Below are 13,456 nucleotides of genomic sequence, written 5' to 3' on the forward strand. Positions count from 1 at the left end.
ACTTGCGTCGAACTGCTCATCCGTTCTTGCGCGGCATTTTTCCCCCTCCGCACCCTCATGCAGCTATCCTGCTTTTATTGCGGCAACGTTCTGCGTGCCACCGCCGACCAGTTGGGAGGCGAGATCGTTTGCCCTCACTGTCATAAGGTGGTGCGGCTCCCCGAAGCCGAGACCTTGGCGCCGGACGAACCTCATCCAGAGGGCTCTCTATTTCACTCCTGGGTGAATGACGGAATCTCCGGCTTTATTTCGTTCATCGTGCATGCCGGGCTGTTGATCCTGTTCGCGTCGGTGACCTGCAACTTTCAATCGGCGACTTCCGGCGATGGGGTCGATGTGCTGATCGGCGATATGCCCGAGGTCAGTCTCGATGATTCGGGGGGCGAAACGCTGGATACGGTCGCCGCCGCCAGCGAAGTCTCGGAAACGGTCGAGGTCGACGAACTTCTGAACGAAGTCGCACCTCCCAGCGCCGAGCCGACCGATATCGGCGAGCTGATTGACACGGCGGCACTGACCCCCAGCGGCGCGATGGGGGGCGGGATCGGTTCGCTCTCGACGATCGGAGGAGGGGGGAGCGGCGTCGGCGCCGGAGCTTCGTTCATGGGCTTGCGAGCCGCTGGCCGCCGGTTTTGCATCATTGCCGACTGTTCGGGGTCGATGTCTGGCGTCAAGCTTGACTATGTCAAAGAAGAGATTCTAGAAACGGTCTCCAGCTTGCCGCGCGAAGCGCAGTTTCAAGTCATCTTCTTCCAGTCCCAAGCGGTTCCTTTTCCACAAAAAGGTTGGCGACATCCGAAACGTGATTTCAATGCGTTGTCCGAATGGCTGAAAACGGTGGGGCCTGCCGGCGGAACAAATCCGTTGCCGGCGTTTGAGATCGCGTTGAAGTTCTCACCGCGCCCCGACGCGGTCTTCTTTATGACCGACGGTTTATTTGACGACAATGTCGTGGGCGAAGTGAAACGACAGAACGACCTGAGCGAGCCGAAAGTCAAAGTCCACGCGATTTCGTTCATGGATCGCAGCGCCGAACCGCTGATGCGACAAATCGCCGGCGAATCAGGAGGGGAGTATCGCCATGTTCAGGCGTTCTAGCGGCGGCCGATTGCTTGCAATCATCGCTGCGCCCCTCTTCACGTTGTGGCTGGCCGCGCCGGTTTGCGCCGATCGGTTGATATTGCGCAACCTGGAAATCCTTAACAACGTCAAAGTGTTGTCTCTTGACGAAGATGGGGTCAACGTCGATGGCCAGGGGATCATCGGTTGGGATCAGATCGAACGCGGGGCCGTCGGCCTGAAGCAGGATCAATTTGACAAGCGGCTCCAAGATTTGGGGGGACCGCTCTTTCGTTTGCGGCAACGTCTGAGCGTGGGAGACTATGTCGGTTTGGCGGAACAAGCGGAAGCGTTGTTTCCGATCTACGCCGAGCGGAATAGCGAGACCGCCTATCTCGTCTGCCAAGCGACCATGTGGAGTCGACAAGCGTCCGGACGTCCGGCGGCGGCGTTGGAGGCTTATTTTCGCAGCTTGAAAATGTTGCGAGGCAAAGCGGGCCTGATCGGCACGCTGCCGGGAGAGCGCAAGCTAAGTTTTGACGCGGCGACTGGATTATCTCCCGAACTAGAGCCGATCTTCTTTGATGTCGAAGAGGCGAAAGCGGCGCTTCCCCGCGTCAAAGCGGCGGCTCAAGATTTGCAAACGCCGCTGCCGCAAGCGACGTTCATCTATGTTGGCTCGTTGGCGATCGCGGCCGGCGACATGCAGTTGGCGGACAAGTCGTTTGAAAACCTCCGAGCTGACAACGCGCTGATTTCTGATTGGCGCGTGATCGCGCCCGCGTTGCGAGATTTGGCTCGCGGCGAAGAGGATCAGGTCATTGTGCAGATCGAAGCACGCTTGCCCGGCATGCATCCTTTTAATCAAAGCATCGCTCACTATTTGCTAGGGAACGCGCGCATCGCGGATGGGATGCAATCGGCCGTCCAGCGGGGAGTGCTGGACCTGATGTATGTTCCGGCGATCGAAGGAACCCAGCGGTCTGAACTCTCGGCGGCCGCGTTGTATCAATCGCTGACCGCACTGCAAAAAGCAGGCGAAACGAGTCAAGCGGCGAGTCTGCGCAAAGAAATTTTAGAAAACTACAGCGGCGCGTATTTCGGACAACGGCTGCGAGAGCAAATCAATCGCGGCGAGGATCATTGAGGAAATAACATGAGACGCACCATCGGAATCCGCGCCATATTGGCGTATTCGTTCGTCTTGCTGGTCGGGACCTACAGCATGACGCTGTTGGCGCAAGACGGCCCGCCGGCGGGCGAAACGCTGACCGTGGAAGAATCGGTCGAAACGCCGACCGAAGAGAACACCCCGCAACGGACCTTGTTGGATACGCTGATGGATGGCGGAGTGGTCGGTGCATTGATCGGCGTCTTGTCGATCGTCGCGGTCGGTTTTATCGTCGAGCATTTTCTCTCGATTCGCAAAGATGTCTTGATGCCGGAAGATATCGCGATCAGTCTCAGCGACTTGGTCGAAGAGGGGAAAATCGATGAAGCGATCGAAGTTTGTCAGCATCCCGGCAGTCGCAGCTTGTTGGCTTACGTCGTCGAATCGGGCCTGACCCGCTATCGCAGTTCAGAATTTGGTTTCGCCGAATACAAAGCGGCGGTCGAAGAAGCCGGCGAAGAGCAAACCGGCCAGCTGTACCGCAAAATCGAAGTGCTCGGCCTGATTGGTCAAATCGCGCCGATGTTGGGGCTGACCGGCACCGTGCTCGGCATGATCAACGCGTTCAATACGATCGCCGCAACCGACGGCGCACCGAAGCCGGCCGAATTAGCCGAGGCGATCGGCCAGGCGCTGGTGACAACGCTGTTGGGCCTGGTCGTCGCGATTCCGGCGATGGTCGCCTATAGCTTTTTCGGCAACCGGATCGACTCGCTCGTTTCCGAAGCCGGCAAACGGGTCGAGCAGATTTTGACCCCGCTCGGTCGTCGCCGCTAACAGGAGCGATCGCCGTGAGGCTCTGTAAAAGTCGAAATCGTCATTTGCCCGAGATGAACATCACGCCGATGATTGACGTGGTGTTTCTGCTATTGATCTTTTTTGTCACCGTGACCCAAGTCTCGCAGGCGAATCGCGAACAATTGCAATTGCCGAAACAAGCAGGCGAAAAGGATCAAGATCGCTCGACATTAACGATCAACATTGATCGCCCTGGTCGAATGACCGTCGGCGGAGTCGCCGTCGATCGAGCCGATCTCGCGACGATCGTCGCCGCCGAGCTGGAAAAGGTAGGGGGAGACCCGCGCCAGCTGAAGATTTTGGTTCGCATGGATCAAGGGGCGCAAAGCCGTGCGATCAATCAATTGGTGGAACAATTCGAACAGTTTGACGTAAAGCTTGTGGAACTCGCCGTCGAAACGCCGCAGTAAAAGGAACGCCAGGTGAGACTTAGCGCCCATCGCACGACGCGCGACAAAAAGATCGACTTAAACATGACGAGCATGATTGACGTCGTGTTTTTGCTGTTGATTTTTTTCATCGTGACGGCCAGCTTTACGCCCACCGAACGGCGATTGGACATTGCGGTCCAGTCGGCCAATCCAGCGGCGGCGCAAGCGAGCGACTTTGATCCGGCGATCGTCGAAGTGACGGCGACCGACGGCGGCTTCGGCTATCAGCTGGGCAGTCGCACTTTTTCGAACCAGGAAGATTTGGAAGAAGTCTTGATCGCGTTTCCTGACAAATCGTCTCCCGCGATTGTGCGCGGTCAGGACGAAGCCCCCTATGGCATGGTTTCGGCGGCGATCCAAGCATGCAAGAATGCCGGTTTTCACGGAGTACGCTATCAGCCGCTTACCAGCAAGTAGACGAGCGACATGGGCCGGCATGGCGGCGCTCTGGGCGTTGTCCGCGACGCTCGCTGCTGCGCAGTCTTATGACAATCGGGCGAAGGAGATCTTGAACGATGAGTTCAAGCAGGTCGACGATTATCTCGCACATTTGGGTTTAACGGAACAGCGAATCTTGCTAAGCGAAGCCTACGTCGAAAAGCCGATTGATGAAGCGAGTCGCCGCCAGGCGCTGCGTGGGCTGGCCGATCTCTTCGCCGCTCGGTTGATGGAAGTCAGCGGCGATGACGCGCAGTTCGACGCCTATCGCAGCCGCGTTCAAAAGCTGATCCAAAAATATCCGGCGGCCAATGCTCCCTCGCTGCAGGTTATGCTGCTCCAGGCCGACTATCAACGAGCCGAAGCCGCCGCATCCGAGTGGATCGCCGATCCGTCGAAGTCGGACGCCAAGCAGACCGCCGCGTCGATCTTGAAAGTGATCACGCCCCGGTTGACCGTCGCCGCCAAGCAACTTCGCAGCGATATCACCCAGGGGTTTGAAGAAGTCGATCGAATGCCCAGCGGACCGACGGCCGAAGCGCGGGAACGCGAACTACGCGCCCTGGAAGGGGTCGCCGGTCGAGCCGCTTACTTCGCCGCGTGGGCCAATTACTATCGTGCGGTGATCGAAGGGAACCCGCAGTCCGCCGCGATTCCGGAAGCGATGAAGCTGTTTCAGGGACTGCTGGGGATTGAAGGAGAAAATTACAACGCCGTTGATCCTCTCCAGTTGGGCCTGATCGTCGAATGGCGAGCGCGGGCCTTAATTGGGTTAGGACTGTGTGAAGCGTTTCTCGGCCGGATGGATGCGAGTCGCCGCGTGTTTGAGATTTTGCGGCAAAGCGACGCGTCGCCGCAGATCATGGACCAAGCCGACTATTGGTTTGTCCGCGGTCTGCTAAACGCCAAAAGATATGACGAAGCGCTGACCGAATCGCAACGTCTGGTGAGTCACTTTCAGGGGGATGGCAGCGAAGGCAAGATCAGCTTGTGCGCCTTGATCGCGCAGGTCGGATTTCATCCTCTCGCGGGGACGTCGCCGCAACAGATGCGGCAGCTAGGCTTGGTCGGCATCGTCGGCCTGGCGAAATTGGGCCGCATCGGCGCCGCGATCCAATTGCTGGACGAACACCAGATCGACGTTAGCGGCGATCCCGGCTTTTATCTGCTGTGGCTGGAAGGGCAACGGCAGTTTGCCGCGGCCGAAAAATCGAAGGAAGAACGCGACTACAAAGAAGCGAAAGTGCTGCTGATCAAAGCGGTCGCCAATCCTCCTACGGGAGACGCCGGAGCGCTGGCCGAGTGTCAGTATGTGCTGGGATGGTGCTGCTATCGCTTGAAACAGTTCGCCGAAGCGAGCGGCGCTTTTCGTCAGGCGATCGCCGGCTTGAAGCTGTCGAATCCGCAAAAAGGGGTCGAAAGCGCTTGGCTGGCGTTCGTTTCGCTGCAATCGCTGGCCAAGACCGATCCCCGCTACGCCGCCGCGGCGATCGACGTGCTGGAAGATCTGAAACGGGATTTCCCCGATCACTCTTACGCCAAAAAGGCGGATCTTTTGATCGCTCGCTTGCAGCAATCGCGCGGCTCGTTGCGTGATTCGATTGACCAACTCGCAAAAATCCCGGCGAGCGATCCGAACTATTTGACCGCGCAATACGACTTGTGCGTCATGCTTCGCCAGCAGATTGATCAAACCACCGATGAGGGTCAGAAGATCGGCTACGCCAAACGCCTGCTGGCGGCGTCCGATGTGCTCAACCGCAGTTTGGATGAGAAGTCATCGCAAAGCGATCGCGCTCGCGCCTTACGCACCCTGTTGATGGCGGTTGAGTTGTCCGCGCGCAGTTTGCTGCCGGCCGATGTGGGAGACAGCGGCATTCGTCGCGCGGCGGCGCTCGCGACGCAATTGCCAACTTCCGACGGCTCTGTTGCGGATTACCATCATCGGGCGCTGCTGTTGGCGCAGCAGCGCAAGCAGCCAGAGCAGATCTTGGAGCACGCCGATTGGATTTTGGCCAACGCGCCTGACTCCGCGTTCGCGACTTCCGCTTTGGTGGTGCGAGCGCTCGATATCGATCGCCGCTTGCAAGAAACGGCGACGCCGGAGATTCGTACCGAGGCGTTTGAGATCTATCGACAACTGGTCCAAAAGCTCGGCTCTTCGCCGCAGACGCTGCGTGAAAAGAAAAATGCGCGTGTCGCCGCCAGCAAGTTCGCCGAGTATGCCGAACTAATTGGCCGGCGAGCCGAGGCCGCGACGGTAATTTCGAGTCTGGCCGCAGCCTTTCCCGATGACCGTACTTATTTGCAACAAGCGGGCCGAGCTGCGTTTGAAGCCGGAATGGTCGAAATCGCCCTAGAACATTGGCGTAAACTACTTTTAGGGCTCGATCGCGGCTCTTCCGAATGGTTCGAAGCCAAGTCGTACCAGCTTGCGTGCCTTGCCGAGACGGACCCTGAGGGGGCTCGTAAAGTGCTGGCGCAATTCAAGTTGCTGTATCCCGCAGGCGGCCCACCCCCTTGGCGTGATAAAATAAAGATTGTGGAACAGGAACTGGCCTCGTCGCGGTGAAGTCTCGCCGCTGGAATGCTGCATGTCTGACGACCAACCCTCTGCGAATGATCGCCCTGCGGCACGCATCGAAGCGTTCCTCGGTCGGGCTACGTCGTTTATGGCGATCTATGGAGCGTCTGATCCAACGCGTTTGGGGCAGTTGGCGATCATCGCTGATCAATTGGGACTGACCAATCAAGAGTATCAAGCGGCGCTGCAGCAACTTCGCGAGAATCGCGAAGTCGTCGCCAAACCGAAGGCGCTGCCGCGAACGTTGCCAACCGCTCCGGTCGAATCGGAGCGGCCGCCGACCGAACCGCCTGCGTCGCGCTGCGTGCTGACGGCGTCCGATCCGCTCCGTGATTCGTTTTTGCAGCAAGCAAAATTGTTGCTTTCCGCCACGAATGCCGAGACGCCAGAGAAGCTGCGGAAATTGGCGGCCAAGCTGGGTGTGGATGACGATCAGTTCGAGCGTTGGTTGAGCGAGTTGCACGGCCCGTTTATCGTGGCCGAAACGGTTCCTGAACCAGAAGAAGAGGAGCCGGTTGAAACCAAGGAACCGACGCCGCCGAAGATCGAGCGCAAACCGCCTCAGGAGATGTATGAGGATTACCTCCATCTGGCGCTGGCGGCGATTACTTCCGGCAGGATCAACCAGCGGCGAGAAACGAAACTGATCGCCGAAGGGGTGGAGAAGCTCGGGCTCTCGCCGGTGTTGGCGCGGGACATGCTGTACGCCGCGGCCGAGCGGCGTAACTATGTTCTGTTGTCGCAGTCGTCGGAACCGAGCGAAGCTTTGGTTGTCGACGAAAAACGTGAGCAGACAATCACCGAATTTCAACAACGGGCCGCTTCGATCATCGCAGGGCAGGGAGGGGTCAGCTCGGTTTGTCGCGTGATGATCGCCGAAGCGGCGACGGAGTTCGGGCTGTCCAAGGAAGAAAAAGAGCAAGCGCTCGCCGCACTGCAGCGACAAGACGATTCGCGGCTGGCCGATCCGTTAGAAGAGCGAATCGCCGCGTTTCGCCGTTTCGCTTGCGATAAGGTGAAGAAGACCGAAAGCCAGATCGTCGGGGACTTGTTGACCCGGCAATTAACGCAGATCGGCGTTGACCTGCACGGCCTGCCGGAAGAAACCGCGGCGGCGACGGTGCGCGAAGCGATCACGACGACAGCGCTGCGCGTCGTCACGCTCGATCAGGCGATCACCCATGTCCTGTCGATCGTCGACGATCTATTGGCGGACGAAGGTTTTATTTCGATCGAAAATCGAAAGCGGTTGTTGACCGAGGCGCGACAATGGGGCGTCGCGCGAGCCGAAGCGAGCCTGCTCATCGAAGAGCACATCGCGAACATTGAGTCTCGAGCGAAGCGTCGCCGGCGGCGGATCTTCGCGGCGGTGTTAGTCTCGACGATGATGCTGTTTGGCGGTTTGGCGCTCGTTTATTGGGGCAAACCGGAGTGGGCCAATTTGGGCCAAGGTCCCAGCGTCTGGAATTCCGATCGAACCGGTGGCGCCGGGACCAACTCGCAGCCGGATCCCACGAGCGAAGAAGAGGGATTTCAGCGAGTTTCGTGGTGGAACGAAGCGCTGACAATCGATCTGCTGGCGCTGCGCCATCGACGTACCGATCTCCAGCCGACGACGGCTGCGATCGCCAAAGAAGATGCACGGCAGCGGGCTGAAGGGTACGCTGAATTTATTCCGAAGCTGGTCGAAGCTGCGGCCGACGAAGATAACGCGACGCATGCCGAGCAATTGCGCGTCATCTTGCGCCGTTTGGCGATCGACGAACCGGATGACGCTGCATTTCAAACGTTGGCCCAGTCGCTTTTGAAACAAGTCCCCGCCAAAGAAGACGCGATACATTCCAAGAGCAATGCTGTTCGGCAATATGTCGCACTGGGGTTGTTTGTCGACATCGCGCAACAGCGCGAGTTGGCGGTCGGGCGACGTGATCAAATCATCGCTCGCTTAGAGCAGAGGCTCGGCGTGGTGACCGGACCGGCGGCCGATTTGGCGGCCGTTTTTGCGGACGAACTAGCACGCAACCAATACGCTTCCCTGGGGCGCCTGATCGAGAAAGATCCAGCCGAAGCGATGGCGACGCATCAAATGCTGCAGCGCATCGTCCGAGCGAACGTCAATCGACAGTTGGCTGGCGACCTGGACGGAGACGCGCTGTTGGCGATCTTGCCGCGGGTTCCTCAAGATCTGAATCGCTATCGCAGCGTCCTGGACCAGCAGATCAGCCAACGCAATTTGGCGGTCTTGCTCCGTTTGATCGAATTGCTCGAATCGGGCAAGACCAACGGTCAGGTCGCCAGAGAACTGCAATCGTTGCTGGCCAAAGTGGCCGATGTCACCGTCGATGGGATGGACCCGACTGACGCCGCAATCGTCATGCGCAGCGCGCTGGCCGGTTTGGCAGGGCAGGGGGATGTGGGCGAGATGACTCGCTTTTTCGCCGGGCAGGCCCATCAGATTGAGTTGAGCGAAAGCGCGTTTGGTTCGCCCGACGAATGGCTCAACGATGCGGTGGAGTTGTCGAGAATCTCCGCACTGGGCGCCGCCGCCGCCCAAAAAGAATCAGGCCGCCGGCTGTTTCAATCTCTTTCGAGCGACGTGCCGGAACCGATTCGCGCCTCGAAAACGGGGGGACGACGCGTAACGTCGCAAGATCGCGTGGATCGAATTCGTGAAGCGTTTCGTCAGTTGGGCCGCGCCAATGACGCGCGTCGGCGCGTCATGGCGTACGAGAACTTGGCCGCAATTATCTCTGGTAGCGACGATCTCGACTACTACCACGCCGAACGACTGGTCGACTATCTGCTGCTGAAAAAACTGGGGGACGAACATGACGCCGTCCTGCGCAAGCTAAGCGACTTTCGGGGTTCGGGCATGCTGCGATTGGCGTTTTCGGATCACTTAGAGGAATCGATCATGCCGCTCTCCGAGGTGGAGCGGATGGCGAGCGAAATCGTGGGTCGTCCGATCGTGTTGCTCGACAAGACCATCTGGAAAGAAGAGCTGCGGCGTATTTTGTTGTCGGACGCACTGCCGCGCTTGCATGACGACGCCAAAGTCGCCGGGGAAGATGTCTCGGGCGACGTCTTGGAGCAATCGGCCGCCAGCTTGCTGGACTACTATCGAATTCAAGCGGAAATCGCCGGCGTGCCCTATGAGCAGCGGATGGTCATGCGGCTCCCTAGCGACGCGCTGCAAGCGATGATCCAACTGCAGATCGATCAATTGGCCGCGGCGAAGCTTTCGCCCGATTTGCAGGCGAAGTTGGATGACGTATTGTTGCAATCGCGCGTCGTCTCGCTGGTGGCTCGCAATGACTTAACCAAGACCGCCGCGTTACAGCGAATCTGGTTAGAACTATCGGCGATCGCCGCTGTTCGTGCACAGCCAAATTCGCGTCTGGCGACCGATCAGCTGATCGCCAAGTTGCGGCAAGTCGATCAAAGTTCGCAAAATGTCTTTCAGCAAATCCGCAACGGCGAAGCGGCGCTGGTCCGCATGCAATTGATTCGGATGGAGACATAGCCATGTTGCGGATCCTCCTGGCCATTTCGATCAGTTTGTCACTCTGGCCGGCCTCCGCCGGCGCTGCGGTCGTGCTGGTCCGCGGAGAGTCGGATCCCGTTACTGGCTATGTCGAAAGTCGCTCTGGCGGCGTACTGCGGATGCGGATTCCGCAAGCAGGCGGCAAGAACCGCACGCGCGACATACCGCTAGGGGATGTCGAGGAAGTCATCGAGACGGTTTCGCCTAATCGACTTGCCGAACTGAGTCCCGCCAAGCCGGAGGGCTATCGGAACTATGCGGAAGAGTTGGCGCAGAAGAAGATTGACCCGGAGGCTCGCGAGACGGCGCTGAGGCTGTTTTTGATCGCCGCTCGATTGGACCCGGCGCGTTTGGGACGCAGTTGCTTGCTCGGAATGACGGCGATTGCTCGTTCGCCGGAAGAGGCGAGCCGCTTTCAGGCGATGGCCTATTTACTGGACCCAGAGCATGACGTCCAACTCATTCACCGACGCCCTGCGCTGCAACTGGCCAATCCCGAGAGAGTCGAAGAGTGGAAATCGTTGATCATCACCGGTCTACGGAAACTACGCGGCGGCGATCACCGCTCGGCTCGATCCATACTAAAGCGGACTGAAATACAGAAGGCGTTTGACAGCATCGTGTCAGATATCAGTTACGAAGATTGCCTTGCGATTCTGAATAAGACCTGCCCCGGCTGCGAAGGGGGAAAAATTCCGATGCCGCTGGTTCGCAAACTGGTGTTGGCCGAGCTCTCATTGTTGCCTGAAGTTCATGGCGCCGGTGACATGGAAAGCGTGCCGGAGTGGTCCGAATTGACCGCGGCTGAAAACCACAAGCCGCTGGCGACGCTGACCTTAGATACGATCACCGAGTTTGATCCGCGCAACTCGGTTTATCGTCGCGATAAGTGGGAGACGCCGTAAGCGGCGATTCAGACGTTCTCGCCTGCGATCGGCGTCTTGCCATGCTGCAGCAGAAAGTTCAGTTCTGGTTCGATCTCGGCGAAGACCTCGTTCAAGGTTCGAAGTGCGGCGGGAGCTTCGGCGAACTTTTGGTTTTTGCCAAGCGACTCCAGCAGCATCGCGGCGTCTTGCCCGCTGGCGGCGGCGAAATAGCCAAACGATCCTTTGAGCGAATGTGCGTTGCGCTGGAGCCGAGGCCCATCTTTCGCTTCGATCGCTTCGTCAATCTCGCTTAAGATCCTGCGCACATCGGTCAGAAAGACATCCACCATCGCTTGCAGCAGCGATTCGTCTCCGCCGACATTCGTAAGCGCCGCTTCCCAGTCGACTTTTGGCGCAGCCAGTGATTTTAAGAGGGGGCTGTTTATCATCTCAACCGGAGGTGGGCTGGCATGGTCAGGCGTTTCATTGTGAGTGGGCGGCGGGAAGGAGAGCAGGGCCTCATCAATCGCATCGTACAATGCTTGGGCGTTGATCGGTTTGGTGACGTATCCATCCATGCCTGCTTCTAGGCACCGCTCTCGATCTCCTTTCATCGCATGCGCCGTCATCGCGATGATGGGAATGCGCAGCGCGGTCCTTGTTTCGTGACGTCGGATCTCGGTCGTCGCGGCCATGCCGTCTAAGATCGGCATCTGTACGTCCATCAACACCAGGTCAAAGCCCCCTTCTTTCCATGCTTCGACCGCCTGCTTGCCGTCGCTGGCGACGGTCACCAGGTGTCCTCGTTTTTCGAGCAAAAGCACCGCGAGTTTTTGATTCACCAGGTTATCTTCGGCCAGCAAAATACGACGCCCCCAGGATCCCAGTTTTGGTTCGGCGCCGGCGTTTTGCGTCGCGAGATCACCGGCGACGCCGTGTCCCATGACATTCATCAGCGTGTCGAACAGATCGGACTGCTTGATCGGTTTCGAGAGAATCGCGTCGACGCGCGCTTGGAGAGGGTTGGTCGGCTCTTTGTCGAACGTGCCGGTCGTCAGCAGGATCGATTTTGCGGCGGCCCCGCGCGGAGATTTTTGAATTCGCTCCAACAGTTCCGTTCCTTCGAGGACCGGCATCTGTTGATCAATGATCAGCAGTTGGAATTTTGGAGAAGTCACTTCTTCCGCGTAAAGCGAAATCGCTTCGACAGCGCCGCCGATCACGGTTGGCTGCATTCCCCAGTTGGCCAACATTTCGGCGATGATCTCACCGCAGGTATCGTTGTCGTCGACGATCAAGACATTCAGCTGTCGGCAATCATCCGGGGGAATATGCCGTTCGTCATAGCTGTTGGCGTCGATCCCTAGCTGGGCCGTGAAATGGAACTGCGATCCGACATGAACCTGACTTTCGACCCAGATTTTTCCGTGCATCAACTCGACCAGACGCGAACAGATCGAGAGCCCCAGTCCCGTGCCGCCAAATTTGCGCGTGGTGGTTCCGTCCGCTTGTTCAAAAGCGGCGAAGATTTTTTGCAGCGCCGCTTCTGGGATGCCGATGCCGGTGTCGCAGACGGTGAAGTGGAGCAGCGCGTCGGTCTCGCTAATCTCGTCGATGTCGACGCGGACGACGATTTCTCCGTGCTCGGTAAACTTAATTGCGTTGCCGACCAGGTTCACCAAAATTTGCCGCAATCGTCCCGGATCGCCGGTCATTCGCCAGGGGACGTCCGGACGAACGTGCGCGACCAACTCGAGCCCTTTGCCGTGAGCGCGGAATGCGAGCGTCTTCATCAGGTCGCCCAAATTCTCACGCAGTTGGAACGGGATCGACTCGATCTCGAGCTTGCCGGCTTCGATTTTTGAGAAATCGAGGATGTCATTGATGACCGAGACCAGACAGTCGGCTGACGTCTTGATCATCTGCAGGTACTCGTGCTGCTGCGGGGCCAGTTCGGTTTCCAGCAGTAATTCGGTCATGCCGATGATACCGTTCATCGGCGTACGGATTTCGTGGCTCATGTTCGCCAGAAATTGCCCTTTGGCCCGGTTGGCGGCGTCGGCCGATTCTTTTTGCGACTGAATCACATCCTTGGCGATCGCCAGCAAGTGCGACTGCGCCTGAATCAACATATGCACCGAGACGACGCGGAACGTCCCGTCTTGGCGGCGAATCGCCAGCGGTTCGTACGCCGCGTCGCGCGGCCGGCTCAGCGCCATTCGCGACGCGTCATGAATGCTGGCGTCGGCCGAGACTTCCAGGTGCGGGATGTTCATCGACTCGTACAGCACGCGGACTGGACGCTGCGAATAGAGATCACGCGAGAAGAGCCGGCTCATGTACTCGAGAAACTTTTCGCGCGAGATCAGACCCAATAACTGATCCCCCACCATGATCAACACGCCGGGCAAGTCGTGGCGCTTGTCAAAGATTTCTTCGACTTCTTTGCCCCAGGTCGACGCATCGACCGAAGCATGGTGCGCTGGCAATTCGGCCAACGTCGAATCGCTCCGCAGCTTGCCGAGTTCGGCGTAGATCGATTTGTCGTCGCGATGCGTCACGGTA

9 protein-coding genes are annotated in these 13,456 nt (G+C 58.4%); 8 read left to right on the forward strand and 1 reads right to left on the reverse strand.

The annotated features are described in order from the left end of the window. The first annotated feature begins 57 nt into the window (after positions 1-57). The 8 genes from DSM3645_RS08755 to DSM3645_RS08790 are packed head-to-tail and all read left to right on the forward strand — an operon-like array spanning position 58 to position 10,930. Positions 58-1,098, forward strand: a complete 1,041-nt coding sequence (locus DSM3645_RS08755; protein WP_002651761.1) for a vWA domain-containing protein — start codon at positions 58-60, stop codon at positions 1,096-1,098. After that, complete coding sequence (locus DSM3645_RS08760) at positions 1,082-2,206, forward strand: hypothetical protein (RefSeq protein WP_040351713.1); 1,125 nt, start codon at positions 1,082-1,084, stop codon at positions 2,204-2,206. Before DSM3645_RS08755 ends, DSM3645_RS08760 begins: the two co-directional genes overlap by 17 nt. Before the next feature lie 9 nt (positions 2,207-2,215). Further along, entirely contained in the window at positions 2,216-3,007 is a 792-nt protein-coding gene (locus DSM3645_RS08765) for a MotA/TolQ/ExbB proton channel family protein (RefSeq protein ID WP_002651763.1), read from the forward strand. A gap of 14 nt (positions 3,008-3,021) precedes the next feature. Continuing rightward, positions 3,022-3,438: an ExbD/TolR family protein gene (locus DSM3645_RS08770; RefSeq protein WP_131282351.1), complete on the forward strand. Its 417-nt coding sequence runs from the start codon at positions 3,022-3,024 to the stop codon at positions 3,436-3,438. 12 nt (positions 3,439-3,450) lie between these two features. Next, positions 3,451-3,876 (forward strand): ExbD/TolR family protein, encoded by a 426-nt coding sequence (locus tag DSM3645_RS08775; protein ID WP_002651765.1) that lies wholly within the window; start codon positions 3,451-3,453, stop codon positions 3,874-3,876. A gap of 19 nt (positions 3,877-3,895) precedes the next feature. Then, positions 3,896-6,469, forward strand: a complete 2,574-nt coding sequence (locus tag DSM3645_RS08780) for a hypothetical protein (RefSeq protein ID WP_002651766.1) — start codon at positions 3,896-3,898, stop codon at positions 6,467-6,469. 22 nt (positions 6,470-6,491) lie between these two features. Next, positions 6,492-10,004, forward strand: a complete 3,513-nt coding sequence (locus DSM3645_RS08785; RefSeq protein WP_040351715.1) for a hypothetical protein — start codon at positions 6,492-6,494, stop codon at positions 10,002-10,004. Positions 10,005-10,006: 2 nt separating this feature from the next. Then, on the forward strand, positions 10,007-10,930 hold the full coding sequence (locus tag DSM3645_RS08790; protein WP_002651768.1) for a hypothetical protein: 924 nt from the start codon (positions 10,007-10,009) through the stop codon (positions 10,928-10,930). An 8-nt stretch (positions 10,931-10,938) separates the two neighbouring features. Here the strand turns inward: DSM3645_RS08790 and DSM3645_RS08795 are convergent, their stop codons facing one another. After that, complete coding sequence (locus tag DSM3645_RS08795) at positions 10,939-13,452, reverse strand: response regulator (RefSeq protein ID WP_002651769.1); 2,514 nt, start codon at positions 13,450-13,452, stop codon at positions 10,939-10,941. Between the last annotated feature and the right edge of the window lie 4 nt (positions 13,453-13,456).

The organism is Blastopirellula marina DSM 3645, assembly GCF_000153105.1.
Classification (GTDB): Bacteria; Planctomycetota; Planctomycetia; order Pirellulales; family Pirellulaceae; genus Blastopirellula; species Blastopirellula marina.

Excerpts from the sequence above, each read along its gene's own strand:
- DSM3645_RS08755 (WP_002651761.1), top strand. The coding sequence starts at position 58 with ATGCAGCTATCCTGCTTTTATTGCGGCAACGTTCTGCGTGCCACCGCC.
- DSM3645_RS08760 (WP_040351713.1), top strand. The coding sequence starts at position 1,082 with ATGTTCAGGCGTTCTAGCGGCGGCCGATTGCTTGCAATCATCGCTGCG.
- DSM3645_RS08765 (WP_002651763.1), top strand. The coding sequence starts at position 2,216 with ATGAGACGCACCATCGGAATCCGCGCCATATTGGCGTATTCGTTCGTC.
- DSM3645_RS08780 (WP_002651766.1), top strand. The coding sequence starts at position 3,896 with ATGGCGGCGCTCTGGGCGTTGTCCGCGACGCTCGCTGCTGCGCAGTCT.
- DSM3645_RS08785 (WP_040351715.1), top strand. The coding sequence starts at position 6,492 with ATGTCTGACGACCAACCCTCTGCGAATGATCGCCCTGCGGCACGCATC.
- DSM3645_RS08790 (WP_002651768.1), top strand. The coding sequence starts at position 10,007 with ATGTTGCGGATCCTCCTGGCCATTTCGATCAGTTTGTCACTCTGGCCG.